The 26294-nt window shown below is 68.0% G+C and carries 26 protein-coding genes; 17 read left to right on the top strand and 9 right to left on the bottom strand.

Features of this window, described 5'->3' with window-relative positions; translation table 11 throughout:
- Positions 1-56: 56 nt before the first annotated feature.
- Positions 57-1073, bottom strand: a complete 1017-nt coding sequence (locus QWJ38_RS16070; RefSeq protein ID WP_290360115.1) for an HpcH/HpaI aldolase/citrate lyase family protein — start codon at positions 1071-1073, stop codon at positions 57-59.
- Between the two features lie 66 nt (positions 1074-1139).
- Positions 1140-2129, bottom strand: coding sequence for a malate dehydrogenase (locus QWJ38_RS16065; protein ID WP_290360114.1), 990 nt, complete (start codon positions 2127-2129; stop codon positions 1140-1142).
- Between the two features lie 195 nt (positions 2130-2324).
- On the opposite strand from QWJ38_RS16065, the gene QWJ38_RS16060 reads away from it, so the two are divergent.
- The 12 genes from QWJ38_RS16060 to purL all read left to right on the top strand — a co-directional run bounded on the left by QWJ38_RS16060 (position 2325) and on the right by purL (position 16740).
- Positions 2325-3086, top strand: a complete 762-nt coding sequence (locus tag QWJ38_RS16060; RefSeq protein ID WP_290360113.1) for a GntR family transcriptional regulator — start codon at positions 2325-2327, stop codon at positions 3084-3086.
- Positions 3087-3189: 103 nt separating this feature from the next.
- A complete protein-coding gene (sdhC, locus tag QWJ38_RS16055) occupies positions 3190-3621 on the top strand; it encodes a succinate dehydrogenase, cytochrome b556 subunit (protein WP_290360112.1) in 432 nt (143 codons plus the stop codon).
- A 15-nt stretch (positions 3622-3636) separates the two neighbouring features.
- Positions 3637-3996, top strand: a complete 360-nt coding sequence (gene sdhD, locus QWJ38_RS16050; protein WP_290360111.1) for a succinate dehydrogenase, hydrophobic membrane anchor protein — start codon at positions 3637-3639, stop codon at positions 3994-3996.
- 6 nt (positions 3997-4002) lie between these two features.
- A complete protein-coding gene (sdhA, locus tag QWJ38_RS16045) occupies positions 4003-5778 on the top strand; it encodes a succinate dehydrogenase flavoprotein subunit (protein WP_290360110.1) in 1776 nt (591 codons plus the stop codon).
- Between the two features lie 15 nt (positions 5779-5793).
- Positions 5794-6495 (top strand): succinate dehydrogenase iron-sulfur subunit, encoded by a 702-nt coding sequence (locus QWJ38_RS16040; protein ID WP_290360109.1) that lies wholly within the window; start codon positions 5794-5796, stop codon positions 6493-6495.
- Positions 6496-6508: 13 nt separating this feature from the next.
- Positions 6509-6781: an FAD assembly factor SdhE gene (locus tag QWJ38_RS16035; RefSeq protein ID WP_290360413.1), complete on the top strand. Its 273-nt coding sequence runs from the start codon at positions 6509-6511 to the stop codon at positions 6779-6781.
- A gap of 35 nt (positions 6782-6816) precedes the next feature.
- The gene (gltA, locus tag QWJ38_RS16030; RefSeq protein ID WP_290360412.1) at positions 6817-8127 is read left to right on the top strand and encodes a citrate synthase; all 1311 of its coding nucleotides are present in this window, start codon (positions 6817-6819) and stop codon (positions 8125-8127) included.
- Positions 8128-8349: 222 nt separating this feature from the next.
- Entirely contained in the window at positions 8350-9375 is a 1026-nt protein-coding gene (locus QWJ38_RS16025; RefSeq protein ID WP_290360108.1) for a LacI family DNA-binding transcriptional regulator, read from the top strand.
- A gap of 13 nt (positions 9376-9388) precedes the next feature.
- Positions 9389-10315, top strand: coding sequence for a ribokinase (gene rbsK, locus QWJ38_RS16020; protein ID WP_290360107.1), 927 nt, complete (start codon positions 9389-9391; stop codon positions 10313-10315).
- Between the two features lie 27 nt (positions 10316-10342).
- Positions 10343-11326: a nucleoside hydrolase gene (locus QWJ38_RS16015; protein WP_290360106.1), complete on the top strand. Its 984-nt coding sequence runs from the start codon at positions 10343-10345 to the stop codon at positions 11324-11326.
- 10 nt (positions 11327-11336) lie between these two features.
- Positions 11337-12653 carry a TRZ/ATZ family hydrolase gene (locus QWJ38_RS16010; RefSeq protein WP_290360105.1) on the top strand — a complete coding sequence of 439 codons (1317 nt, stop codon included), beginning with the start codon at positions 11337-11339 and terminating at the stop codon, positions 12651-12653.
- 124 nt (positions 12654-12777) lie between these two features.
- Positions 12778-16740: a phosphoribosylformylglycinamidine synthase gene (purL, locus tag QWJ38_RS16005; protein ID WP_290360104.1), complete on the top strand. Its 3963-nt coding sequence runs from the start codon at positions 12778-12780 to the stop codon at positions 16738-16740.
- 69 nt (positions 16741-16809) lie between these two features.
- Here the strand turns inward: purL and QWJ38_RS16000 are convergent, their stop codons facing one another.
- The 3 genes from QWJ38_RS16000 to QWJ38_RS15990 form a co-directional block, all read right to left on the bottom strand.
- Entirely contained in the window at positions 16810-17070 is a 261-nt protein-coding gene (locus tag QWJ38_RS16000; protein WP_290360103.1) for a hypothetical protein, read from the bottom strand.
- An 88-nt stretch (positions 17071-17158) separates the two neighbouring features.
- Positions 17159-18142, bottom strand: a complete 984-nt coding sequence (locus QWJ38_RS15995) for an LLM class flavin-dependent oxidoreductase (RefSeq protein WP_290360102.1) — start codon at positions 18140-18142, stop codon at positions 17159-17161.
- A 70-nt stretch (positions 18143-18212) separates the two neighbouring features.
- Positions 18213-19289, bottom strand: coding sequence for a S1C family serine protease (locus QWJ38_RS15990; RefSeq protein WP_290360101.1), 1077 nt, complete (start codon positions 19287-19289; stop codon positions 18213-18215).
- A gap of 58 nt (positions 19290-19347) precedes the next feature.
- Between QWJ38_RS15990 and QWJ38_RS15985 the strand changes: the two genes are divergently transcribed.
- Genes QWJ38_RS15985 through QWJ38_RS15970 form a run of 4 tightly spaced genes read left to right on the top strand, consistent with a single transcriptional unit; the run spans position 19348 to position 23199 of the window.
- Positions 19348-20106, top strand: coding sequence for an acetyltransferase domain-containing protein (locus tag QWJ38_RS15985; RefSeq protein WP_290360100.1), 759 nt, complete (start codon positions 19348-19350; stop codon positions 20104-20106).
- On the top strand, positions 20103-20858 hold the full coding sequence (rlmB, locus tag QWJ38_RS15980; protein WP_290360099.1) for a 23S rRNA (guanosine(2251)-2'-O)-methyltransferase RlmB: 756 nt from the start codon (positions 20103-20105) through the stop codon (positions 20856-20858). Before QWJ38_RS15985 ends, rlmB begins: the two co-directional genes overlap by 4 nt.
- A gap of 39 nt (positions 20859-20897) precedes the next feature.
- A complete protein-coding gene (gene upp / locus QWJ38_RS15975) occupies positions 20898-21530 on the top strand; it encodes a uracil phosphoribosyltransferase (protein ID WP_290360098.1) in 633 nt (210 codons plus the stop codon).
- Positions 21531-21570: 40 nt separating this feature from the next.
- A complete protein-coding gene (locus QWJ38_RS15970) occupies positions 21571-23199 on the top strand; it encodes a 7TM diverse intracellular signaling domain-containing protein (protein WP_290360097.1) in 1629 nt (542 codons plus the stop codon).
- A gap of 7 nt (positions 23200-23206) precedes the next feature.
- Here the strand turns inward: QWJ38_RS15970 and QWJ38_RS15965 are convergent, their stop codons facing one another.
- From QWJ38_RS15965 to QWJ38_RS15955, 3 genes are read right to left on the bottom strand one after another with little or no spacing between them, the layout of a single operon-like run.
- Entirely contained in the window at positions 23207-23743 is a 537-nt protein-coding gene (locus tag QWJ38_RS15965; protein ID WP_290360096.1) for a chromate transporter, read from the bottom strand.
- The gene (locus tag QWJ38_RS15960; RefSeq protein ID WP_290360095.1) at positions 23740-24309 is read right to left on the bottom strand and encodes a chromate transporter; all 570 of its coding nucleotides are present in this window, start codon (positions 24307-24309) and stop codon (positions 23740-23742) included. Before QWJ38_RS15960 ends, QWJ38_RS15965 begins: the two co-directional genes overlap by 4 nt.
- A complete protein-coding gene (locus tag QWJ38_RS15955; RefSeq protein ID WP_290360094.1) occupies positions 24306-25313 on the bottom strand; it encodes a D-2-hydroxyacid dehydrogenase family protein in 1008 nt (335 codons plus the stop codon). Before QWJ38_RS15955 ends, QWJ38_RS15960 begins: the two co-directional genes overlap by 4 nt.
- 95 nt (positions 25314-25408) lie before the next feature.
- Here QWJ38_RS15955 and QWJ38_RS15950 point away from each other — a divergent pair, with 95 nt between their 5' ends.
- On the top strand, positions 25409-25915 hold the full coding sequence (locus QWJ38_RS15950; RefSeq protein ID WP_290360093.1) for a DUF1993 domain-containing protein: 507 nt from the start codon (positions 25409-25411) through the stop codon (positions 25913-25915).
- A gap of 25 nt (positions 25916-25940) precedes the next feature.
- On the opposite strand, the gene QWJ38_RS15945 is transcribed toward QWJ38_RS15950, so the two are convergent.
- The gene (locus QWJ38_RS15945; protein ID WP_290360092.1) at positions 25941-26285 is read right to left on the bottom strand and encodes a hypothetical protein; all 345 of its coding nucleotides are present in this window, start codon (positions 26283-26285) and stop codon (positions 25941-25943) included.
- Positions 26286-26294: the final 9 nt, after the last annotated feature.

Raw genomic sequence — 26294 nt, 5'->3', positions numbered from 1 at the left:
GGGTGAGCGATTGTCACTGGCGCGCCGGCGCTACAGCGTCCTGCTTTTCCCGATGCTCAGGCGCCGGCGATGGTGGCAGGCGTGTCGAAGTAGGCAAGTTGCACCTCGACCGGCAGCGCCTGGCCGGTGCGGTGCGCGCGTTCCAGCAACTGCCAGAAATAGCGATAGCTGGCGCGATCGTGCAGGACGTCACGGAACTGGATCGGCGCCCATTGCGCGGCCTGCGCCGCGTGGATGATGTCGATCGCCTCGTCGATCTCGGCCACGCTGGGCGCGAAGGCATCGATGATGGGCTGGATCTGTGCCGGATGGATGCTCCACATGCGCGTGTAGCCGAACTCGCGGGCGGCGCGCTGGGCGGCCTCCTGGATCGCCGCCGTCCTCTTGAACTCGGTGACGACGCAGTGCGAGGGCGTCTTGCCCCAGGCATGGGCGGCGGCGGCGATCTCGAGCTTGGCGCGCACGACCAGCGGATGGTTGAACTGACCCTGTGCGCTCATGCCGGCGCGCGGTATCGCGCCGCGATGCGCGGAGACGAAATCCATCAGTCCGAAGGACAGCGACTCGATGCGCGGATGGGCGGCGATCTGCTGCACCTCGCGCAAGGCGCCATGGGTCTCGATCAGCGTGTGCACCGGCAGCGGCTTGGCGATGCCGTGGCGGGCGAGGGCGGCATCGATAAAGTCGCAGGCCTGCTGCACATCGGCCAGGCCGCGCGGCTTGGGCAGCATCAGGTAGGCGAGCCGCTCGCCGCCGCCGGCGATCAGGCCGTCGACATCGGCCTCGAAGGCGGGGTGGTCGAGCGGATGGACACGGGCACCGACACGGCCGTGGCGGTTGTCGGCGCCGTTGAGCATGGACAGCACCAGCTGCACATGCTCGGCTTCGCCGCCGATCGGCGCGCCATCCTCGCAGTCCAGCGTGATGTCGAAGACCGGGCCCATCTGCGCCTGCAGCTCCAGGCTCTTCTTCATGCGCGCCTCGATGCCGCAGTAATGGTCGACGACGGGCAGGCTCGCGGCGGCGTCGCCTTCCTCGAACAGGGCCAGTTTCGGATGCAGTGCGGTGCTCAAGTCGGATTCCCAAAAAAGAAAAGGGCCGGCGCGCGCCGACCCCTTAGTTTCGCTCAGGCGCGACGCTCAGAGCAGGTGCTTGACGCCGTCCTGCTCGCCCTGCAGCTCGGCCAGCGTGATGTTGATGCGCTCTTGCGAGAAGGCATCGATGGGCAGGCCCTCGACGATCTTGTACTGGCCGTTCTCGGTGGTGACCGGGAAGCCGAACATCACGTCCTTGGGGATACCGTATTCGCCGTTCGAGGGCACGCCCATGGTGACCCACTTGCCGTTCGAGCCCAGTGCCCAGTCGCGCATATGGTCGATCGCGGCATTGGCGGCCGAGGCGGCCGAGCTCAGGCCGCGGGCGGCGATGATGGCGGCGCCGCGCTTGCCGACGGTCGGCAGGAAGGTGTCGGCGTTCCAGACCTGGTCGTTGATCGCGTCCTTCAGCGACTTGCCGCCGGCGCTGGCGAAGCGGTAGTCGGCGTACATCGTCGGCGAGTGGTTGCCCCAGACGGTCAGCTTCTCGATCTCGCCGACCTTGACGCCGGCCTTGGCGGCCAGCTGCGAGGCGGCGCGGTTGTGGTCCAGGCGCAGCATGGCGGTGAAGTTCTCGCGCGGCAGGTCCGGCGCCGACTTCATCGCGATATAGGCATTGGTGTTGGCCGGGTTGCCGACCACCAGCACCTTGACATTGCGCGAGGCGACGGCGTTCAGCGCCTTGCCCTGGGCGGTGAAGATCTGGGCGTTGGCGGCCAGCAGATCGGCGCGCTCCATGCCGGGGCCGCGCGGGCGGGCGCCGACCAGCAGCGCGTAGTCGGTGTCCTTGAAGGCCTGCAGCGGGTCGCTGTGGGCCTCGATGCCGGCCAGCAGCGGGAAGGCGCAGTCCTCGAGCTCCATGATCACGCCCTTCAGCGCGTTCTGGGCCTTCTCGTCCGGGATCTCCAGCAGCTGCAGGATCACCGGCTGGTCCTTGCCCAGCATCTCGCCGGAGGCGATGCGGAATAGCAGGGCATAGCCGATCTGGCCAGCGGCGCCGGTGACGGCAACGCGAACGGGTTTCTTATTGCTCATGTGAAAGCTCCGAGAGGATGACGATGAATGAAGGGATTCGGTCGTTCGAGGCGGGTCCAGCGAGTTTAGGTCAGTCCCAGGGCTTTCCCTGAATCGCATCTCGATCAGCCCGCGATTATGCGACGAATTGGCGCGGCGACCGTTTTGTCTTATGTCTTATAGAAGACATCCGTCAAATTGGTGGACAATGCGCCGATGTCGACGCCGCTCGTCCCCGCCGCTGAACTGCCGCGCCCCGAAGGGGCCGCGTCCTTCAGCCCGCTGTACCGACAGATCAAGAGCCTCTTGATCGCGCGGCTGCAGGCCGGCGAATGGAAGGCGGGCGAGGCCATTCCCAGCGAGCTGGAACTGGCCGCGCGCTTCGGCGTCAGCCAGGGTACCGTGCGCAAGGCAATCGACGAGATGGCGGCCGAGAACCTCTTGGTGCGCCGCCAGGGCAAGGGTACCTTCGTCGCCACCCATGCCGAGGAAAAAATCCAGTACCGCTTCCTGCGCCTGGTGCCCGACGAGGGTTCCGAGGCGCTGGGTCGGCAACTGCTCGACTGCCGCCGCCAGCGCGCGCCGGCCTGGATCGCCAAGGCGCTGCAGATGCGTGCCGGCGACGCGATGGTCGAGGTGCGGCGGCTGCTGCACAGCAAGGGCGTGCCGGTCGTGCTGGACGATATCTGGCTGCCCGGCCAGTTGTTCAAGGGTCTGACGGCCGAGAGGCTGGCCCAGCACCGCGGCCCGTTCTATGGCCTGTTCGAGGCCGAGTTCGGTGTCCACATGATCCGCGCCGAGGAAAAGATTCGCGCGGTAGCGGCCGATGCCGATAGCGCGGCGCTCTTGCAGGTGCCCGTCGGCACGCCGCTGCTGAGTGTCGAGCGCCTGTCCTTCACCTATGGGGACAGGCCGGTGGAACTGCGCCGCGGCCTATACAACACTTCCACCCATTTCTATCGCAATGAACTGAACTAAGTCCCCCGCCGTTGCGCTGCCCGCACGAGCGGCGCTTGGACGCTGTTGCATTGCAATAAAATCGTCCGGTTTCACTTCCGTTACATCCACAACAAGGTTGGTTATGACAGACGCCACCAATAAAAGTCGCCCGGTCTATCGCAACATCCATGTGACGCAGATCGTTTCCTACCGTCTGCCGCCGGCCGGCATCGTGTCCATCCTGCATCGCGTCAGCGGTTTGCTGATGTTCCTGCTGCTGCCCTTCGTCATCTGGATGTTCGACAAGAGCCTGACTTCGGACATCTCCTATGACGTCTTCACCAATGCCTTCGTCGCCGGCGTCGGCGTCGTCCCGGCCTGGTTCGTGAAGCTGGTCGTGCTGGGCCTGATCTGGGGCTATCTGCACCACTTCATCGCCGGCGTGCGCCATCTGTGGATGGACGCGACGCACAGCGTCAGCAAGGCCCAGGGCCACAGCTCGGCGCTGGTGACCCTCGTGCTGAGTCTGGCGCTGACCGTGCTGCTTGGCGCCAAGCTGTTCGGCGTGTACTGAGAAGAAGGAAAAGACATGAGCACTTTCGGCTCCAAGCGCATCGTCACCGGTGCGCATTACGGTCTGCGTGACTGGCTGGCCCAGCGCATCACCGCCGTCCTGATGGCCCTGTTCACCGTCGCGCTGCTCGTGCAGTTCCTGATGCCCGGCGAACTCGGCTACGACCACTGGGCCGCGATCTTCTCCTCGCAGTGGATGAAGACGCTGACCTTCGTGACCATCATCTCGCTGGCCTACCACGCCTGGGTCGGCATGCGCGATATCTGGATGGACTATGTGAAGCCGGTCGGCGTGCGTCTGGCGCTGCAGGTGTTCACGATCGTGTGGCTGGTCGGCTGTGCCGGCTGGGCGATCCAGGTGCTTTGGAGGCTTTGAGAAAAAATGCAAATCGGAACCACACTCGCAAAGCGCAAGTTTGACGTCGTCATCGTCGGAGCCGGCGGCTCCGGCATGCGTGCCTCGCTGCAGCTGTCGCTGGCCGGCCTGAACGTGGCCGTGCTGTCCAAGGTCTTCCCGACCCGCTCGCACACCGTCGCCGCCCAGGGCGGCATCGGCGCCTCGCTGGGCAATATGAGCGAGGACAACTGGCACTACCACTTCTTCGACACCGTCAAGGGCTCCGACTGGCTCGGCGACCAGGACGCGATCGAGTTCATGTGCCGCGAAGCGCCCAAGGTCGTCTACGAGCTCGAGCATTTCGGCATGCCCTTCGACCGCAATGCCGACGGCACGATCTACCAGCGGCCCTTCGGCGGCCACACGGCCAACTACGGCGAGAAGCCGGTGCAGCGCGCCTGCGCCGCGGCCGACCGCACCGGCCATGCGCTCTTGCACACGCTGTACCAGCAGAACGTCAAGGCGCGCACCCAGTTCTTTGTCGAGTGGATGGCGCTGGACATCATCCGTGACGAAGAGGGCGATGCCGTCGGCGTGACCGCGCTTGAGATGGAGACCGGCGAGGTCCACATCTTGGAAGCCAAGACCGTGCTGCTGGCCACCGGCGGCGCGGGCCGCATCTTCGCCGCCTCGACCAATGCCTTCATCAACACCGGCGACGGCCTGGGCATGGCGGCGCGCGCCGGCATCCCGCTGGAGGACATGGAGTTCTGGCAGTTCCACCCGACCGGCGTGGCCGGCGCCGGCGTGCTGCTGACCGAAGGCTGCCGCGGCGAGGGCGCGATCCTGCGCAATGCCAATGGCGAGCGCTTCATGGAGCGCTATGCCCCGACCCTGAAGGACCTGGCGCCGCGCGACTTCGTCTCGCGCTCGATGGACCAGGAGATCAAGGAAGGTCGCGGCTGCGGTCCCAACAAGGACTATGTGCTGCTGGACATGACCCACCTGGGCGCCGAGACCATTGCCAAGCGCCTGCCCTCGGTGCTGGAGATCGGCCACAACTTCGCCAACGTCGACATCACCAAGGAACCGATTCCGGTCGTGCCGACGATCCATTACCAGATGGGCGGCATCCCGACCAATGTCCACGGCCAGGTCGTCGTGCCGAAGAACGGCAAGCACAACGACATCATCAACGGCCTCTACGCCGTCGGTGAATGCTCCTGCGTGTCGGTGCACGGTGCGAACCGCCTGGGCACGAACTCGCTGCTCGACCTGGTGGTCTTCGGCCGGGCGGCCGGCAACCACATCGTCGACTTCAATCTGAAGACGAAGAATCACAAGCCGCTGCCCAAGGATGCGGCCGACAAGACCCTGGCCCGCCTGGCGCGCCTGGAGTCGTCGACCAGCGGCGAATACGCGCAGAACGTCGCCAACGACATCCGCTCGACGATGCAAAAGCATGCCGGCGTGTTCCGCACGCAGGCCTCGATGGACGAGGGCGTCAGCAAGATCCTCGAGGTCGCCCAGCGCGTCGGCGGCATCGGCCTGAAGGACAAGAGCAAGGTCTTCAACACCGAGCGTGTCGAGGCGCTGGAGGTCGAGAACCTGATCGAGGCCGCCAAGGCCACGATGACCTCGGCCGCGGCGCGTCCGGAAAGCCGTGGCGCCCATGCGCACAACGACTATCCGAACCGCGACGACGCGAACTGGATGAAGCACACGCTGTGGTATTCCGAAGGCAACCGCCTCGACTACAAGCCGGTCAACCTGCAGCCGCTGACCGTCGAATCGGTGCCGCCGAAGGTCCGTACGTTCTAAGGATTGAGAGCCAACATGAAACGCACTTTCCAGATCTACCGCTACGACCCGGACAAGGATGCCAAGCCGTATATGCAGACGCTCGAGATCGAGCTCGACGGCCATGAGCGCATGCTGCTGGACGCGCTGGTCAAGCTGAAGGCGGTCGACCCGACCCTGAGCTTCCGCCGCAGCTGCCGCGAAGGCGTCTGCGGTTCGGACGCGATGAACATCAACGGCAAGAACGGCCTGGCCTGCCTGACGAATATGCGCACGCTGCCCGGCACCATCGTGCTGAAGCCGCTGCCCGGACTGCCGGTCGTGCGCGACCTGATTGTCGACATGACGCAGTTCTTCAAGCAGTACAACTCGATCAAGCCCTATCTGGTCAACGACAACCCGCCGCCGGACAAGGAGCGCCTGCAGTCGCCGACCGAGCGCGAGGAACTCGACGGCCTGTACGAGTGCATCCTGTGCGCGAGCTGCTCCACGAGCTGCCCGAGCTTCTGGTGGAACCCGGACAAGTTCGTCGGCCCGGCCGGCCTCTTGCAGGCCTACCGCTTCATCGCCGACAGCCGCGACGAGGCGACCGCCGAGCGCCTGGACAATCTGGAAGACCCCTACCGCCTGTTCCGCTGCCACACGATCATGAACTGCGTCGATGTCTGCCCGAAGGGCCTGAACCCGACGAAGGCGATCGGCAAGATCAAGGAATTGATGGTCCGCCGCGCGGTCTGATGCCGAGACGATGATGGCTGCCGATACCCTGATCGATGAACGGGCGCTCTCCAAGCTGCGCTGGCGCTGCCGGCGCGGCCTGCTCGAGAACGACTTGTTCATCGAGCGCTTTTTCAAGCGCCACGAGAGCAGCCTCACCGAAGCGCAGGCCGAAGGTCTGCGGCTGCTGATGGACTTGTCCGACAATGATTTGATGGACCTGTTCCTGTGCCGCAAGGAACCCGAAGGCGAGCTGGACCGCAGCGATGTGAACGAGGTTCTGGCCCTGCTCAGAACCGCCCCCTGAATCGATTTAGCGAATAACCGAGGAATGAGACCATGATGACCCCGTCAGACGTCAAAGCCACCCTGTCGTTCTCGGACGGCAGCCCGCAAATGGACCTGCCCATCTACAAGGGCAGCATCGGTCCGGATGTGATCGACATCCGCAAGCTGTACGCGCAGACGGGCAAGTTCACCTACGACCCGGGCTTCCTGTCGACCGCTTCCTGCAACTCGACCATCACCTATATCGACGGCGACAAGGGCGAGCTGCTGTACCGCGGCTACCCGATCGAGCAGCTGGCGACCAACTGCGACTATCTGGAAACCTGCTATCTGCTGCTGTACGGAGAGCTGCCGAACGAGACGCAGAAGGCCGACTTCGTCAGCCGCGTGACCAACCACACGATGGTCAACGAGCAGATGCAGTTCTTCCTGCGCGGCTTCCGCCGCGACGCGCACCCGATGGCGGTGATGACCGGCCTGGTCGGCGCGATGTCGTCCTTCTATCACGACAGCACCGACATCAATAACCCCGAGCATCGCGAGATCTCGGCGATCCGCCTGATCGCCAAGATGCCGACCTTGGTGGCGATGGCCTACAAGTACACCATCGGCCAGCCCTACATCTACCCGCAGAACAACCTCAGCTACGCCGGCAACTTCATGCGCATGATGTTCGCCACGCCCTGCGAGGAATACAAGCCCAACGACGTGCTGGTGCGCGCGATGGACCGCATCTTCATCCTGCACGCCGACCACGAGCAGAACGCCTCGACCTCGACCGTGCGCCTGTGCGGCTCGTCGGGCACGAACCCGTTCGCGGCGATCGCGGCCGGCGTGGCCTGTCTGTGGGGCCCGGCCCACGGCGGCGCCAACGAGGCGGCGCTGAACATGCTGGAAGACATCCAGAAGCAGGGCGGCGTGGCCAAGATCGGCGAGTTCATCAAGCAGGTCAAGGACAAGAACAGCAGCGTCAAGCTGATGGGCTTCGGTCACCGTGTCTACAAGAACTACGACCCGCGTGCCAAGCTGATGCGCGAGACCTGCCACGAGGTGCTGAACGAACTGGGCCTGCACAACGACCCGATGTTCAAGCTGGCGATGGAGTTGGAGAAGATCGCGCTGGAAGACGAGTACTTCGTCGCCCGCAAGCTCTACCCGAACGTCGACTTCTACTCGGGCATCGTGCAGCGCGCGATCGGCATCCCGGTGCCGCTGTTCACCGCGATCTTCGCGCTGGCCCGCACGGTCGGCTGGATCGCCCAGCTGAACGAGATGATCGGCGACCCGGAGTACAAGATCGGCCGTCCACGCCAGCTCTTCGTCGGCGCCAGCGCCCGCGACGTCAAGCCGATCTCCCAGCGCTGATCGCCCCAAGCGTCCGACAACCCCGACCCGCTCCGGCAGGTCGGGGTTTTTCGTTTGGGGCGCTGAGCGCGCTCGACGCCGCTCGCTAGATGGGGCGCCGGGCTCGACGCTATTTGCGCAAATTCCTCGCGCCGACCGCGAAAGACCGCACATCTCGGCTATGCTTTGGTCATTGGCAAACGTTTGCCGACTACAGCCGCCATCGAGGCGGCGAGCGAAACCTTGAGCACGATCAAAGATGTGGCGGCCCTGGCCGGGGTCTCGTTCACCACCGTTTCCCATGTCCTGAACGACACCCGCCCGGTCAGCGCCGATGCGCGCCGGCGTGTGCTGGCCGCCGTCGAGGAGATCGGCTATCTGCCCAGCGCGGTCGCCCGCTCGCTGCGCAAGAGCGAGACCAAGATCGTCGGCGTGCTGGTGCCCAATGTGAACAACCCCTTCTTTGCCGAGTTGGTCGCCGGCGTCGAGGAGTGCTGCCGCCTGGCCGGCTTCTCGGTCTTCCTGTGCAACTCGGACAACGACCCCAAGCGCCAGCAGCAGTACATGCGCACCCTGCTGGAGAAACGCGTGGACGGTCTGCTGCTGTCCTCGGCCGGCGACGACGAGGCGCTGGCGCGGATCTTCAAGCTGGCCAGCGTGCCCTCGGTGACGGTGGACCGGCTGGTGCCGGGCGCGCGCGCCGACCGGGTCAGCGTCAACAACCAGCAGGGCGCCTACAACGCGGTCCAGCATCTGCTGAGCCTGGGCCATCGCCGCATCGCCTGCATCAGCGGGCCGGCCGAGTTCGAGGTCTCGCGCGAGCGCATCGAGGGCTGGCGCCGCGCGCTGCTGGAGGCCGGCCTCGCGCCGGACGAGCAACTGGTCGTCGAGAGCGATTTCTCCAGCCCGGGCGGCTATGAGGCGGTGCGCAAGCTGCTGCGCGCACAAGGTGGGGCGGCCGCGCCCGTGACTGGCATCTTCGCCAGCAACGACATGATGGCGATCGGCGCGCTGCGCGCCGCCGCCGAGTTGGGGCTCAAGGTGCCGCAGCAGCTGTCCATCGTCGGCTTTGATGACATCGAGCTGAGCCGTTATGTGTTTCCGGCGCTGAGCTCGGTCGGCTGCTCGATCCGCCAGCTGGGCCACGAGGCCGGCCGGGTGCTGATCGACCGGATCGAGAATCCGGGCGCGGCGCTGAAGGATGTGCAGCTGACGCCGCGCCTGGTCGTGCGCGAGAGCACGGCCGCGCCGGCCGAGAACAAGGGATGAGGGAAAACAAGCAATGAGCGAACGCAAGAGGACCGGTGTCGTCGTCGTCGGCAGCATCAATATGGACATGGTCGCCCATGGGATGCGCCTGCCGGCGCCGGGCGAGACCCTGGTCGGCCAGCAGTTCGTGATGGCGCCCGGCGGCAAGGGCGCGAACCAGGCGGTGGCCGCCGCGCGCCTGGGCGCCCAGGTCGCCTTTGTCGCACGCGTTGGCACGCGCGAGCATGGGCCGGCGCTGCTGCGCGCGCTGGCCGACGAGGGCATTGCCTGCGAGGGCGTCGTGCGCGACGGGCAGGCCCTGCCGGGCATTGCCGTCATCATGGTCGCCAGCGAGGGCGGCGAGAACGCCATCGTCTATGTGCCGGGCAGCAATGCCGAGCTGAGCCCCGACGATGTCGCCGCCAGCAAGGATGCGCTGCAGACGGCCGCCGTCGTCGTTGCACAGCTGGAGGTGCCGGTGCCGGCGATCGCCGAGGCCTTCGCGCTGGCGCGTGCCACCGGGGCCACCACGGTGCTGAACGCGGCGCCGGCCTTGAAGGTGCCCGAGGCGCTGCTGGGCTTAAGCGACTGGCTGGTGCTCAACGAGACCGAGGCGGCGCAGCTCAGCGGCCTGGCCGGGGCGCGCGAGGCGGCGCAGGCGCTGCTGCAGCGCGGGCCGCGCACCGTCGTCGTGACGCTGGGTGCCGAGGGCGTGCTGCTGGCCGATGCCGGCGGCCGGCTCGAGCATCTGCCGGCCCAGGCGGTGCAGGCGGTCGACACGGTCGGCGCCGGCGATACCTTTGTCGGCGGCCTGGCCACCGGCCTGGCCGAAGGCCGCAGCGCCGCCGAGGCGCTGCGCCTGGGCCAGGCGGCGGCCGCGATCGCGGTCAGCCGCAGCGGCGTGCAGTCGGCGATGCCGCGCCGCGCCGAACTCGGCGCGGCCTTCGCGCCGCGCGCCTGACGGACTTGAGATCAACGAGGAGCGGCGATGAGCAGTAGCACGGCCCTGGGCCTCCAGCAGGTGATCTTCGACACCGACCCCGGCATCGACGATGCGATGGCGCTGTACCTGCTGGCCCGCCATCCGGCGATCCGCCTGCGCGCGGTCACCACGGTGTTCGGCAATGCCTCGGTGGCGACGACCACGCGCAATGCGCAGCTGCTGTGCCGGCTCTACGGCCTGCAGATCCCGGTGGCGGCCGGCGCGGCGATGCCGCTGCTGGCGAGCCGCGAGCCCGAGTTCCCGGCCCATGTGCATGGCGAGGACGGCCTGGGTGGCCAGGCGCAGGCCGATGGGGGGCTGCCGGCGCCCGATCCGCGCCCGGCACACGAGCTGATCTGCGAGATGGTCAATGCGCAGCCCGGTGCCATCACCTTGATCGCCGTCGGCCCGATGACGAATCTCGCGCGGGCGCTGCGCCACGATCCCGGCATCGTCGACAAGGTCCGGCAGGTCATCGTGATGGGGGGCGCCTTCGGCATGAACGGGCATTTCGGCAATGTCACGCCGGTGGCCGAGGCCAACATCATCAGCGACCCCGAGGCGGCCGACCAGGTCTTTACCGCGCGCTGGCCGCTGGTCATCGTCGGCCTCGACGTGACCCAGCAGGTGGTGATGGACGAACGCTATCTGGCCGCGCTGCAGGGCCGCGGCGGCCAGGTCGGCGACTTCATCTGGCGCGCGACCCGCCATTACCAGGATTTCTACAGCGAGCGCGACGGCATCGCCGGCGTCTATGCGCACGACGCCAGCGCGATCGCCTATGCGATCGAGCCCGGCGCCTTCACACTGCGCGCCGGCCCGGTGCGCGTCGTCTGCGAGGGCCTGGCGCGCGGTCAGACGATTCAGGATTTCAAGGACATGGGCCATCATGCGCGCACGGCCTGGAGCGATCAGCCGGTGCAGCAGGCCTGCATCGGCGTTCACGCCGAACGCGTGCTGGCCCTGTTCGACCAGGCTTTCGATCTATGAGGATGATGAGATGACGACGACCAAGATTCTGAAGCCGCGCTGGCTGCTGACCATGGCCCCCGGCAGCGAGGTGCTGGACCGGCATGCGCTGGTGATCGAGGGCGAGCGCATCGCCGCCGTGCTGCCCTGGGCCCAGGCCGAGGCCCGGTATCCGAGCGCCGAGCGCGTCGAGCTGGGCTCACATGTGCTGATTCCCGGCCTGATCAACGGCCACACGCATTCGGCGATGTCGCTCTTGCGCGGCGTTGCCGACGACCTGGCGCTGATGGACTGGCTCAACAACCACATCTGGCCGCTGGAGAAGAAGTGGGTAGACGAGGACTGGACCTACCAGGGCTCGTTGCTGTCGGCGGCCGAGGCGCTGCGTGGCGGGGTGACCTACCTCAATGACATGTATTTCTTCCCCACCGCGATGGCGCGCGCCGCGGTCGATGCGGGCATCCGCGCCGGCGTGTCCATCAATGTGATCGACTTCCCGACCGGCTACGCCTCGGGGCCGGACGACTACATCGCCAAGGGCCTGGCTGCCTACGAGCAGTTCAAGGGCGAGAAGCTGCTGGACTGGACCAGCGCGCCGCACGCGCCCTACACGGTCTCGGACGAGACCTTCATCAAGCTGCGCCAGCTGTCCGAGCAGCACGGCCTGCAGATGCACTGCCACATCCACGAGACGCTGGACGAGGTCGAGGGCAGCGTCAAGCAGCACGGCATGCGGCCGCTGGAGCGCCTGAACAAGCTGGGCCTGCTGAACGAGAAGATGATGGCCGTGCACATGGTCCATCTGAACGAGGCCGAGATCGAGATGCTGGCCAAGCAGAAGGTCCATCTGGTCCACAACCCGAACTCCAACCTGAAGCTGGCCTCGGGCGTGCAGCCGCTGAAGGCGCTGGAGGCGGCCGGCATCAACACCATCCTCGGCACCGACGGCGCCGCCTCGAACAACCGTCAGGACATGTTCGGCGAGATCCGCGCCGCGGCCCTGCTGGCCAAGGGCGTCAGCGGCGACCCGCTGACCGTCTCGGCGCGCACGGCGCTGGAGATGGCGACCTTGCGCGCGGCCCGGGCCATGGGCCGGGGCGACGAGCTCGGCTCGCTGGAGGTCGGCAAGCTGGCCGATTGCGTCGCCGTCTCGCTCGACGCGCTGGAATGCCGACCGGTCTACAACCCGGCGGCGCAACTGGTCTATGTGGCCGGTCGCGAGCATGTGTCCGACGTCTGGGTCGGCGGCCGCCAGGTGCTGAAGGGCCGGGCGCTGACGACGATCGACCAGGGCGCGCTGATCGATCGCTGCGAGGCCATCGTCGATCGCATGAAGACCGAGCGCTGAGCAAAGGCTGACCAGTTGGTGAAATTGCCGCCGCTCGCCCGGGAGCGGCGGTCAGCCTCGGTAGAATCCCGCACTTCATCCAGAAGGCCAGATCGCATCGGTCTGGCAGGCATCGCGGGACTCCATGGCTTCCACCAAGCATCTGCTTTCTTTCGAGGGCGGCAACGCTCTGTCGGCTTTTCGCGCCCAGGCTCTGCTGCCGCGGCTGCAGGCGGTCAACGAGCGCATTAACGGCGTGGCGGCCCGCCATGTGCACTGGGTCTGGAGCGATGCCGCGCTGGGGGCCGAGGACGAGGCCAAGCTGGCCGCGCTCTTGAACTACGGCGATGCCTACGAAGGCGGAACCGAGGGCGCCCTGGTCGTCGTCGCGCCGCGCCTGGGCACCGTCAGCCCTTGGGCCTCCAAGGCCACCGACATCGCCCACAACTGCGGCCTCGGCATCCACCGCGTCGAGCGCGTTACCGAGTACCGCATCACGCTGAAGTCGGGCCTGCTGGGCGGCGTGAAGACGCTGACGCAGGCCGAGCTGCTCGCCTGCGCCGAGCTCTTGCACGACCGCATGACCGAGAGCGTGTTGCTGGCCCGCGAGGACGCCCGCCATCTGTTCGACGAGAAGACCGCCCAGCCACTCGAGCATGTCGACGTGCTGGGCCATGGCCGTGGCGCACTGGAGAAGGCCAACAAGGACTTCGGCCTGGCCCTGTCCGACGACGAGATCGACTATCTGGTCGATGCCTTCAACAGCTTGAAGCGCAACCCCAGCGATGTCGAACTGATGATGTTCGCGCAGGCAAACTCCGAGCATTGCCGCCACAAGATCTTCAACGCCAAGTTCACCGTCGATGGCGTGGATCAGCCGCTGTCGCTGTTCGGCATGATCCGCAACACCGAGAAGCTGTCGCCCCAGCACACGGTGATCGCCTATTCCGACAACGCCGCCGTGATGGAAGGCCACGCGATCGAACGCTGGATGCCGGCCGGCCCTTCATTGACAGATCGGCGCGCGCCCAAGTACGAGGCGCGGGCCGAGACGGCCCATGTCTTGATGAAGGTCGAGACGCACAACCACCCGACCGCCATTTCGCCGTTCCCGGGCGCCTCGACCGGCGCCGGCGGCGAGATCCGCGACGAGGGCGCCACCGGCCGCGGCGCCAAGCCCAAGGCCGGCCTGACCGGCTTTTCGGTCTCGAACCTGCGTCTGCCGGGATTGAATGAGCCCTGGGAACAGGCCAACGTCGGCAAACCCGCGCACATCGCCAGCGCCCTGCAGATCATGATCGAGGGCCCGCTGGGCGGCGCGGCCTTCAACAACGAATTCGGCCGGCCGAATCTGGGCGGCTACTTCCGCGTCTACGAGCAGGAAGTCGACGGCGTCCAGCGCGGCTATCACAAGCCCATCATGATCGCCGGCGGTCTCGGCGCGATCCGCGCGGACCTGACCAAGAAGATCGAGTTCCCCGCCGGCACCTTGCTGATCCAGCTCGGCGGCCCGGGCATGCGCATCGGCATGGGCGGTGGTGCCGCCTCCTCGATGGCGGCCGGCACCAACACGGCCGATCTGGACTTCGACTCGGTGCAGCGCGGCAATCCGGAGATCGAGCGGCGCGTGCAGGAAGTGATCAACCATTGCTGGGGCCTGGCCGAGAAGAACCCGATCCTGGCTATCCACGACGTCGGCGCCGGCGGCATCTCGAACGCCTTCCCCGAACTGGTCAACGACGCCGGCCGCGGCGCGCGCTTCGATCTGCGCCGGGTGCCGCTGGAGGAGTCGGGTCTTGCGCCCAAGGAAATCTGGTGCAACGAGAGCCAGGAGCGCTATGTGCTGGCGATCGCGCCCGAAAGCCTCGAGCTGTTCCAGAGCATGTGCGAACGCGAGCGCTGCCCCTTCGGCATCGTCGGCGTGACCACCGAAGAGCGCGAGCTGATCCTGGAAGACGGTGAGGGCGGCGAGCGCGCGATCGACATGCCGATGGATGTGCTGCTGGGCAAGCCGCCCAAGGTGCACCGCGATGTCACCCGCGTCGAGCGCTCGGGCGGCCGGCTGGAGCTGACCGGCGTCGATCTGAGCAAGGCCGCCCACGACGTGCTGCGCCACCCGACCGTCGCCTCCAAGCGCTTCCTGATCACCATCGGCGACCGCACGGTCGGCGGCCTCAATTCGCGCGACCAGATGGTCGGACCCTGGCAGGTGCCGGTGGCCGATTGCGCGGTCACCCTGGCCGACTTCAGGGGCTTTGCCGGCGAGGCGATGGCCATGGGCGAGCGCACGCCGCTGGCGGCCGTCAATGCGCCGGCCTCGGGCCGCATGGCCGTCGGCGAGGCGATCACCAATCTGCTGGCCGCGCCTATCGAGCTGCCGCGGGTCAAGCTCAGCGCCAACTGGATGGCCGCCTGTGGCGAGCCGGGCGAGGACGCCGCGCTATTCGACACCGTCAAGGCGGTCGGCATGGAGCTGTGCCCGGCGCTGGGCGTGTCCATTCCCGTGGGCAAGGATTCGCTGTCGATGCGCACGCGCTGGGACGATAGACAAGTGACGGCGCCGGTCTCGCTGATCATCAGCGCCTTTGCCTCGATTGCCGATGTGCGGCAGACGCTGACGCCGCAGCTGCAGGCCGGCGACACCAGCCTGATCCTGGTGGACCTGGGCCAGGGCCGGAACCGCATGGGCGGCTCCATCCTCGCGCAGACCTTGAACCAGTTCGGCGGATCGGTGCCCGATCTGGACGATGCCGCGCTGCTGAAGAACCTGGTCACCGCCGTCAACGCGCTGCGCGCCGACGGCAAGCTGCTGGCCTACCACGACCGCGGCGACGGCGGCCTCTGGGCCACCGTCTGCGAGATGGGCTTTGCCGGCCATGTCGGCGTCAGCCTGAACGTGGACATGCTGGTGCAGGAGGTCGAGGAGGGCGACGTCAAGAACTGGACCCAGCAGGTCGACGCGCGCCGCAACGAGCTGACCCTGAAGGCGCTGTTCAACGAGGAACTCGGTGCCGTGCTGCAGGTCGCCACGGCCGACCGCGATGCGGCGCTGCAGCTGCTGCGCGCGCATGGCCTGTCCAAGCACAGCCATGTGATCGGCAAGCCGAACAGCAGCGGCCAGATCGAGGTCTGGCGCGATGCAAAGAAGGTTTTTGCGGCGCCGCTGGAGCAATTGCACAAGAGCTGGGACGAGGTCAGCTGGCGCATCGCGCAATTGCGCGACAACCCGGCCTGTGCCGACAGCGAGCATGCCGAGGTCGGCCGTGCCGACGATCCGGGCCAGCATCAGCTGCTGAGCTTCGATCCGGCCGACGATGTCGCCGCGCCCTTCATCAATAGGGGCGCGCGGCCCAGGCTGGCGATCCTGCGCGAGCAGGGCGTCAACTCGCATGTCGAGATGAGCTATGCGATGGCCCTGGCCGGCTTCGACAGCTACGACGTGCACATGAGCGATCTGCAGTCGGGGGCCGCGAGCCTGCGCGACTTCAAGGGCTTTGTCGCCTGCGGCGGCTTCAGCTATGGGGACACGCTCGGTGCCGGCGAGGGCTGGGCCCGCTCGGTGATGTTCAACCCGGTGCTGGCCGAGGACTTCAAGGCCTTCTTCGCGCGGCCCGACAGCTTCGCGCTGGGCGTGTGTAACGGCTGCCAGATGATGGCGGCGCTGTCGCCCATCATCCCCGGCGCGCAGTACTGGCCCAAGTTCACCCGCAACAAGAGCGAGCAGTTCGAGGCGCGGCTGGCCATGGTCGAGGTGCTCGATTCGCCCAGCCTGTTCTTCCAGGGCATGGCCGGCAGCCGCCTGCCGATCGCCGTCGCCCACGGCGAGGGTTATGCCGACTTCTCGCAGCGCGGCGATGCGGCTCAGGTCGCGCGCGCGATGCGCTATGTGGACAACGCCGGCCGGCCGACCGAGGTCTACCCGCTGAACCCCAATGGCAGCCCGGACGGCCTCACCTCGGTGACCACGGCCGATGGCCGCTTCACCGTGCTGATGCCGCACCCGGAGCGGGTCTTCCGCAATGTGCAGATGAGCTGGAGCCCGGGCGACAAGAGCGCCTTGAGCCCCTGGATGCGCATGTTCCGCAACGCGCGCAAGGCCTTGGGCTGAGGGGCGGAGACCAGCCGGCGCTGCGCCGGCTTGCCAAGAAAAAGCCGGCTGCTTGCCGGCTTACGCTTGTTACCCCAGCTTACCGGTCGGACCCAGCGGGTCCAGTTCGCCGGGCAGGGTCTCGCCGGCCGTTGCTTCCAGCGGAATCCAGTCGTCCAGATCGGGCGGCACCGGAAAGCGACGCACCAGTTCGGCCAGCGCCTGCTGCGGCGTCTCGAACGAGCGGTCGATCAATCCCTGCGCGCACTTGACGCGCCAGCGGCCATAAGGGCGCCAGCTGATGGCGAACCGGCCGCTGTCGGAAATGAACTCGTACGACGCAATCTGCATGCCCAGGGCTCCAAACGTGATATCTGTCTCTGTCCGGCCGGCACGTTAACGCAGCCGGGCCAACATCCCGTAAGCGTATGTTGCCGGCTCAAAGCCCGGCCAGCAACTCGTAGGAGCGCAGCCGGGCCGCGAAGTCGTGCACGGCGCAGGCAACGATCAACTCATCGGCACCGGTGCGTTCGCGCGTCGCCGCCAGGCCCGAGCGCACGCTGTCCGGCGAGCCGACCAGCGACTCGGCCAGCATACGCTCGACGCCGGCCTTCTCGCCAGCGCTCCACAAGCCGTCCATGCTGTCGACCGGGCGGGGCAGCGGCCCGCGCTGGCCGCGCTGCATGCCCAGAAAGCGCTGCTGCAGCGAACTGAATAGGTACTTGGCCTGGGCATCGCTGTCGGCCACGATCACGTTCAGCCCGACCATCGCATAGGGCCTGGGGTGCTTCTCGCTGGGCCGGTACTGGGCGCGGTAGATGTCCAGCGCCTGCTGCAGCAGATCGGGCGCGAAATGCGAGGCAAAGGCGAAGGGCAGGCCCAGATAGGCGGCCAGCTGCGCGCTGTAGAGGCTGGAGCCCAGCAGCCAGATCGGCACCTCGGTACCCTGGCCCGGGATCGCGCGGACGATCTGACCCTCGCGCGGCGGCCCGAGCAGGGTCTGCAACTCGACGACATCCTCCGCAAAGCGGTCCTCGGCGGCCGTGCTCAGATGCCGGCGCAGCGCCCGCATTGTCGGCTGGTCGGTGCCCGGTGCGCGGCCCAGGCCCAGGTCGATGCGGTCCGGGAACAGGGTCGCCAGCGTGCCGAAGGCCTCGGCCACCGTCAGCGGCGCATGGTTGGGCAGCATGATGCCGCCCGAGCCGACGCGTATCGTCGAGGTGGCCGCCGCCAGCTGGCCGATCAGCACGGCGGTCGCCGAGCTGGCGACCCCATCCATATTGTGGTGTTCGGCCACCCAGAAGCGCCGGTAGCCGAGCTTTTCCGCATGCTGGGCCAGTGCGATGCTCTGGCGCAGCGCGCTCGCGGCATCGCTGCCTTCGACGATGGGTGCGAGGTCGAGGATGGACAGGGGCAAGCTCATCGGCCCAGTCTATAGCCCGCTCCAAGACCTTGCCGGGCCGGGCCCATAGTTCAAGTTCCTTGCCGGGCGATCAATCCTCGCTGGCCGCCAGCTGGACCTGCAGCTTGCGCGTCGCCCCGGCGCGCCAGACGCTTAAGGAGACCCGCTCGCCGACCTGGCGCTGCTCGAACAGGGTCAGCATATCGTCGAAGCTGGCGACGGCCTCGTCGTCGATGGCGGTGATCACATCGCCCTGGATCAGGCGCCCGTCGCGGCCGCGGGCAAAAGCGCGCAGGCCGGCCTTCTCGGCCGGGCTGTTGGGTGCGACGCGCAGCAGCGCGACGCCGCGCGGCAGCTTCAAGACCTCGGACAGCGATGGCGGTCCGCCGGTCACGCCCAGCACCGGGCGGATCATGCGGCCGTCGCGGATCAGCCGTGGCACGATGCGGTTGACCTCGTCGACCGGAATCGCGAAGCCGATGCCGGCGCTGGCGCCGCTGGGGCTGTAGATCGAGGTGTTGACGCCGATCAGCCGGCCGGCCGAATCGAGCAGCGGGCCGCCCGAATTGCCCGGGTTGATCGCGGCATCGGTCTGGATCGCATTGCGTATCGTGCGCCGGTTCAGCGACTCAATCTCTCGCCCCAGCGCGCTGACGATGCCGGTGGTCAGGGTCTGGTCCAGGCCGAAGGGGTTGCCGATCGCATAGACCTGCTGGCCGACCTGCAGATCGCGGCTCAAGCCGACGGGAATAGGCGGCAGCTTCTCGCGCGGCGCCTTGATCCGCAGCACGGCCAGGTCGCGGTCCTGGAATACGCCGACCAGCTCGGCCTCGTACTCGCTCTGGTCGGCCAGGGTCACCCGCGCGCCGTTGGCGCCGCGGATCACATGGGCGTTGGTGACGATATGGCCGGCGCCGTCCCAGACGAAGCCGCTGCCGGTGCCGCTGGGCACCTCGGTGACGTTGAGCGAGAACATGTCGCGGCGCAGCGCCAAGGTGGTGATGTGGACCACCGAGGGCGAGACACGCTTGAACACGGCGATATGGTTCAGCTCGGCCGCATCCAGCGGCCCGCGCGGCTGCACCGGGCGGCTCGCCGGCGGTGGCGGCGCGGCCAGGGCGGTCGACAGCAAGAGGAGCGAGGACAGGGTCAGGACTCGACGGCGCATCGTGAGCGAGGGTTGCAAGCTGAGCAGGAGGGGAAGTGGCCGCTAGACTGCCGGCCAAATGATGATAAATCGCGACCCGAATTCCGGGGCTGGCACCGGCGTCTGGCGCAGCCCGCGGCTCGATGCGCTGCGCGGCGCGGCCATCGTCTGGATGGCGGCCTTCCACTTCTGCTTCGACCTCAGCCATTTCGGCTGGCTGCGCGCCGATTTCTACCGCGACCCCTTCTGGACCGGCCAGCGCACCATGATCGTCAGCCTGTTCCTGCTCTGCGCCGGTCTGGGTCAGGCGCTGGCCCTGGCCCAGGGGCAGCCCTGGCGGCGCTTCTGGAGGCGCTGGGCCCAGGTGGCCGGCTGCGCCTTGCTGGTCTCGCTGGGCTCCTGGCTGATGTTCCCGCGCAGCTTCATCAGCTTCGGCGTGCTGCACGGCATGGCGCTGATGCTGATCCTGCTGCGCGCGCTGGGGCCGCGGCTGACGCCGGCCGCCTGCCTGCTGCTGGGCCTGGCGGCGGTGCTGCTGCCGCAATGGGTGCAGCACCCGTTCTTCGACACGCGCTGGAGCAACTGGCTGGGCCTGGTGACGCGCAAGCCGGTGACCGAGGACTTCGTGCCGATCCTGCCCTGGTTCGGCCTGATGCTGTGGGGCCATGCGCTGGGCCGCTGGTTGCTGGCGCAGCGGCCGGCGCTGCTGGCCGGGCCGCTGCCGGCGCCGCTCGCGCCGCTGGCCCTGCTGGGGCGCTGGTCCCTGAGCTTCTACATGCTGCATCAGCCGCTGCTGATCGGCGCCTTGCTGCTCCTGCAGGCGACAATGCGGGCATGAGCTCCAACAAAATCCTGTTCGGCTTCCATGCCGTCACCGTGCGGCTGAAGACGCATCCGAAGTCGATCACCGAGGTCCATATCGACGCCAGCCGGCGCGACCAGCGCATGCGCGGCTTCGTCGAGAGGGTCAAGGAGGCCGGCGTCAAGCTGGTCGACAGCGACGACGAGCGCTTGGGCAAGCTGGCCGGCAGCCCGCGCCACCAGGGCGTGGTCGCCCGCGTCAACGCGATCGCGATGCAGCATTCGCTGGACGCGGTGATGGAGGATCTGGAGGCGGCCGAGCAGCTGCCGCTGCTGCTGGTGCTGGACGGCGTCACCGATCCGCACAATCTGGGCGCCTGCCTGCGCGTCGCCGATGGCGCGGGCGCCCAGGCGGTGGTCGCGCCCAAGGACCATGCGGTGGGCCTCAACGCGACGGTGGCCAAGGTCGCCAGCGGCGCGGCCGAGACGGTGCCCTATCTGATGGTGACCAATCTGGCGCGCGCGCTGAAGGAGCTGAAGGAGCGCGATGTCTGGGTCGTCGGCACCTCGGACCAGGCCGAGAAGTCAATCTACGACATTGATCTGAACCGTCCGGTCGCGCTGGTGCTGGGCGCCGAGGGCGAGGGCATGCGCCAGCTGACCGCAAAGACCTGCGATGAGCTGGTCAGCATCCCGATGCAGGGGGCGGTCGAGAGCCTCAATGTCTCGGTGGCCGCCGGTGTCTGCCTCTACGAGGCGCTGCGCCAGCGCCGGGCCCAGAGCCGATAATCGCGCCCATTCCTTTCCATCTAACAAGAGCTGCTGATCATGGCCGTCATCGAAGTCCACCATCCCCTCGTCAAGCACAAGATCGGCCTGATGCGCGAGGCCGAGATCTCGACCAAGAAGTTCCGCGAGCTGACCGGCGAGGTCGCCCGCCTGCTGGCCTATGAGGCCACCGCCGATTTTCCGCTCGAGAAGACGACGATCGAATGCTGGAGCGGTCCGACCGAGGTCGACCAGATCGCCGGCCGCAAGGTCACCGTCGTGCCCATCCTGCGCGCCGGCCTGGGCATGCTGGACGGCGTGCTGGACATGGTGCCCAACGCCAAGATCAGCGTCGTCGGCCTGGCGCGCGACCATGAGACCCTGCAGCCGGTGCATTACTTTGAGCGCTTCGTCGGCCAGCTGGACGAGCGCACCGCGCTGATCGTCGACCCGATGCTGGCCACGGCCGGCTCGATGATCGCGACCATCGATCTGCTCAAGCGCCGCGGCTGCAAGGACATCCGGGCGCTGGTGCTGGTCGCCGCGCCGGAAGGCGTCGAGGCGCTCGGCAAGGCGCATCCGGAGGTGCGCTGCTGGACCGCCGCGATCGACAGCCATCTGAACGAGCAGGGCTACATCATCCCGGGCCTGGGCGACGCCGGCGACAAGATCTTCGGCACCAAGGACGCCTGAGGCCCGGGGGCCTCAGGCGATCTTCAAGAGGATCGACAAGATGGCCCCGCTGAAGAAACTGCTGCTGCTGGCCCTGTGCTGGCTGGCCGGCCTTGCCCAGGCGCAGCCGCTGCGCATCGACCAGCTGCCCGAAACCCCGCTGGGCCCGCACCTGCTCTATCTGCAGGAGCGCAACGGCCCGCTGGGGCTGGAGCAGGCGAGGGCGGCGCTGCAGCGCGGCGAGTTCCGCCGCGACGACCGCAGCGTCGCCAGCTTCGGCCTGGCCGCGCGGCCGGTCTGGATCTATCTGTGGCTGGACAACCCGCTGGAGCGCCCACAGGCGCTGCGGCTGGCGCTGGGCATGAGCTGGATCGACAGCCTGGACGTCCACCATCTGGCGGCCGGCCGCATGCTCGCCCAGGCGCACAGCGGCGACGAGGCCGGCCCGCGCGCCGGCGCCGCGGCCTTGCTGCCGGGCCTGGGCTATGGTTTCCCGCTGAACCTGCCGCCGGGCCAGAGCGAGCTGTTCATCCGCGTCGCCTCGCAGGACCCGATGGTGCTGCCGCTGCGCCTGCTCGACGAGGCGCAGGCGCGCGCCGGGCCGGCGCCGCGCCTGCAGGCCGCCGCGCTGCCGCCGCTGCTGGTCTGCGGCGCCTTGCTGGCCCTGGCTCTTCATCAGCTGCTGCTGTTCGCCGGCCTGCGCCAGACCAGCCAGCCGCTGTATGCGCTGCATCTGCTGGCCTTTGCCGCGCTGGAGCTGGCGCTGAGCGGGCTCGGCTATGCCTTTGTCTGGCCCGAGGAGGCCGCGGTGCAGCGCTATGCGATTCCGCTGGCGACCGGTTTGTTCGGCCTGTCCGGCCTGCTGCTCGGCGCGCAGCTGCTGCGGCTCGGGCAGCTGGCACCGCTGCGGCAGCGTCAGCTGCTGTGGGGCCTGCCGCTGGCGCTGCTGCCGCTGCCGGCCTGCATCGCGCTGGACTGGCATGTGGCGGCGCTGGCCTGGGCGCTGACCCTGCTGCTGCTTGCCGGCCTGGCGATGCTGCAGCTGGGCCTCTGGGCGCTGGAGCGCCAGCAGCCGGCCGCGGCGCTGTTCCTGGCCGCCAGCCTTGGCGGCCCGGCCGGCGCCGCGCTGACCGTGATGGCGATCTGGGGCTGGCTGCCGCTGAACGGCTGGACCGCGCAGGGCCTCGAGCTCGGCGTGCTGGCTCAGGCGCTGCTGCTGGCGCTGGCGCTGGAGCGCGACTCGCGCGCGCGGCTGCGGCAGCGCTGGGCGGCCGGCCGCCAGCGCCGGCTCGACCCGCTCAGCGGCCTGCCGACCCGGCTCGCCTTCTTCGACGAGGGCCTGCGGCTGTGGAGCGCAGCGCGGCGGCGCGCCCGACCGCTGTGCGCGCTATTGCTGGAGATCGAGTCCGAGGCCGAGGCCGAGACGGCGCGGCCGCGGCTGGCCGAGCTGCTGCGCCAGCAGGCGCGCGATGGCGATCTGGCGGCCGACTGGGGCGAGGCCCGCTTCCTGCTGCTGCTGCCGGAAACCGGCGCGGCCGAGGCGCAGGCGCTGGCCCGGCATCTGTGCGCGGCGGCCGCCGCCCAGGGCATCAGGCTGCGCCAGGGCCTGGCGTCGTCCGGTGCCGAGCCCTCGCTGGAGCAACTGATCGCCGCCGCCGACGGCGAGCTCTACCGCGCGGCCCGCGCCTAGACCGAGCCTAGACCAGGCCCAGCCCGCCCAGCAGGCCGCCGCCCAGCACGATCCACACCAGCCCCAGCCGGGTCTTCAGCATCAGCACCAGGGTGGCGGCGATCAGCGCCAGGGTCGGCCAGCGGTGCGCCGGTTCGCGCACAAAGGGCTCGGCGATCAGCCAGCCGGTGGCCAGCATCAGGCCCAGGGTCAGCGGCATCATGCCGGCGGTGAAGGCGCGCACGCCGCGGCTCTCGCGCTTGGCGCGCGCCCAGCGGATGGCGCTGAGCACCAGGACCGTCGAGGGGATCAGGATGCCGGCCATCGCGGTGACGGCGCCGGCCAGGCCGGCAACGTTCCAGCCCAGCACCGCGACGAACAGAATGTTGGGCCCGGGCGCCGCCTGCGCCAGCGCGATCGAGGTCGTGAACTCGGTGTCGCTGAGCCAATGCTGCTGGCCGACCAGATAGCGGTGCATCTCCGGCGCGGTCGTGATCGCGCCGCCGATCGCCAGCAGCGACAGCGCCAGGAAATGCAGGAACAGCGCGCCGAGGTCGACCGTCATTTCAGTTGCCGCCAGGCCATGAACATGCCCAGGCCGCCGAACACCAGCACCAGCAGCGGCAGCGGCAGCCGGAACACCAGGATGGCGATGAAGCTCAGCGCCGCCAGCGCAAAGGCCGGCCAGCGGCCGATCGCATTGCGGCGCAGCGCCGGCAGTAGCTTGATGCCGGTGCCGATGATCAGACCGGCCGAGACCGCGCCCATGCCGCGCAGCACATCGGCAACCAGCGGGTGGGCGGCCAGCTGGCCGTACAGCGCGGCCAGCGCGATGACGATCAGCGAGGGCAGCAGCAGCATGCCGGCCAGCGCGCTGAAGGCGCCGCGCAGGCCGAAGAAGCGGTCGCCGATCATCAGCGACAGATTGACCACATTGGGCCCGGGCAGCACCTGGGCGATCGCCAGCATCTCGACGAAGTCCTCGCGCGACAGCCAGTTGAGCCGCTCGACCAGCTCCCGCTGCGCGACCGCCAGCACGCCGCCGAAGCCCTGCAGCGCCAGCCAGGTGAAGGCGCAGAACAGCGCCCACAGCGAGGCGGGCCGCGTCGTCGCCGGGGGCTGCCCGCTCACCGGCGAACCTTCAGCACCTCGGGGTTGACGATATTGCTGGGCTTGCCGGCAATGAAGTTCAGAACATTGTCGAAGGCGGTGTCGAAGTAGAGCTCGTAGCTCTGCTGCTCGACATAGCCGATATGTGGCGTGCAGACGGCGTTCTCCAGCCGCAGCAGCGGATGGCCCTGCAGGATGGGCTCGCTCTCGAACACGTCGATCGCCGCCATGCCGGGCCGGCCGCGGTTCAGCGCCGAGACCAGCGCGCCCTCGGCCAGCAGCTCGGCGCGCGAGGTGTTGACGAAGAGCGCGGTCGGCTTCATGCGTGCCAGATCCTCCGGCGTCACCAGGCCGCGCGTCGCCTCGACCAGGCGCAGATGCAGGCTCAGCACATCGCTGCTCTCGAAGAAGGCCTCGCGGCTGGCCGCCGCGGCATAGCCGTCGGCCTGGGCGCGCAGCAGCGAGGCCTCGCTGCCCCAGACCTGCACCTGCATGCCGAAGGCGCGGCCGAAGCCGGCCAGCAACTGGCCGATCTTGCCGTAGCCCCAGATGCCCAGGGTCTTGCCGCGCAAGACCATGCCCACATTGAAGTTCGGGGGCATCGAGCCGGATTTCAGCCCGGACTGCTGCCAGGCGCCATGCTTGAGATTGCCGATGTACTGCGGCAGCCGCCGCATCGAGGCCATGATCAGCGCCCAGGTCAGCTCGGCCGGTGCCACCGGCGAGCCGACGCCCTCGGCCACCGCGATGCCCAGCCGCGTGCAGGCCTCGACGTCGATGTGCGAGCCGACCCGGCCGGTTTGCACGATCAGCTTCAGCTTGGGCAGCTTTTCCAGCAGCTGGCGGTTGAAATGGGTGCGCTCGCGGATCAGCACCAGCACCTCGGCATCGCGCAGGCGGATCGACAGCTGGCCGATGCCCTTGACGGTGTTGGTGAAGACCTTGGCGTTCAGGTGTTCCAGCTTGGCCGCGCAGCGCAGCTTGCGCACCGCGTCCTGGTAATCGTCGAGGATGATGATGTTCATGGCCGGGCTATTTTGCACCGAGGCCCGGCGCAGCAGCGGTGGGCGCAAATCGTTACGATGCGCGCTTCAATTTCTATACGCCCGGAGACAGAGCCATGACGATCTCGATGTACTCGGCCAGTGCGCCGGCTTTTGCCCGCATGCTGGGCAATATGCTGAAGTGGATGGACGCGGCCAAGGCCCATGCCGAGAAGAAGAAGTTCGATACCGCGGTCTATCTGACGCTGCGCCTGGCGCCGGACATGCTGCCCTTCAAGAACCAGATCCAGATCGCCAGCGACGGGGTCAAGGGCTGCATGGCGCGGCTGTCCGGCCAGGAGGTGCCCAAATGGGAGGACAGCGAGGCGACGCTGGACGAGCTGATCGCGCGCATCCAGCGCACGCTGGACTATGTGCAGAGCTTCGAGGCCGCGGCGATCGATGGCAGCGAGGAGCGGGTGATCGAGATCCCGCGGCGCACGGGCGAGCCGCTGCGCTTCAGCGGCGAGAACTTCCTGCGCCACTTCGCACTGCCCAACTTCTATTTCCACGCGACGACGACCTACGCGCTGCTGCGCCACGCCGGCGTCGAGCTGGGCAAGATGGACTATCTGGGGCGCTGAGCGCCAGTCAGCGCTTCGCAGCCGACTACCAGCGGCTCGACAGCTCGGTCTCGGCAAAGGCCGAGTCGAGCGCGTCGCACATCTGCTGGCGCTGCGGGTCCAGGCGGTCTTCCTCGTCGGCGAGCAGCGCGTCCAGCAGCTTGCTGCGCAGCAGCCACAGCTCGATCGGTTCGCTGGCCTGGCGCAGCTGCTGCTGCAGCGCCTGCCCGAGCGGGCCGGCGACGCGGGCGGCGGCGCGCATGAAGACCAGCTTCTGCTCGACGAAGCTGCGCCGCGCCGCCAGGCGGCCGCGGCGTTCGTCGGGGCGGCCGGCGCTGGCATAGGCCCAGGGCGGCAGGAATTGCGGGATCTCGCGCAGGGTCAGCTGCATCTTGTTTTT

The sequence above is a fragment of the Roseateles violae genome (assembly GCF_030410485.1).
In the GTDB taxonomy this organism is placed as follows: Bacteria; Pseudomonadota; Gammaproteobacteria; order Burkholderiales; family Burkholderiaceae_C; genus Roseateles_D; species Roseateles_D violae.
This window is presented reverse-complemented; position numbering and strand designations above follow the sequence as displayed.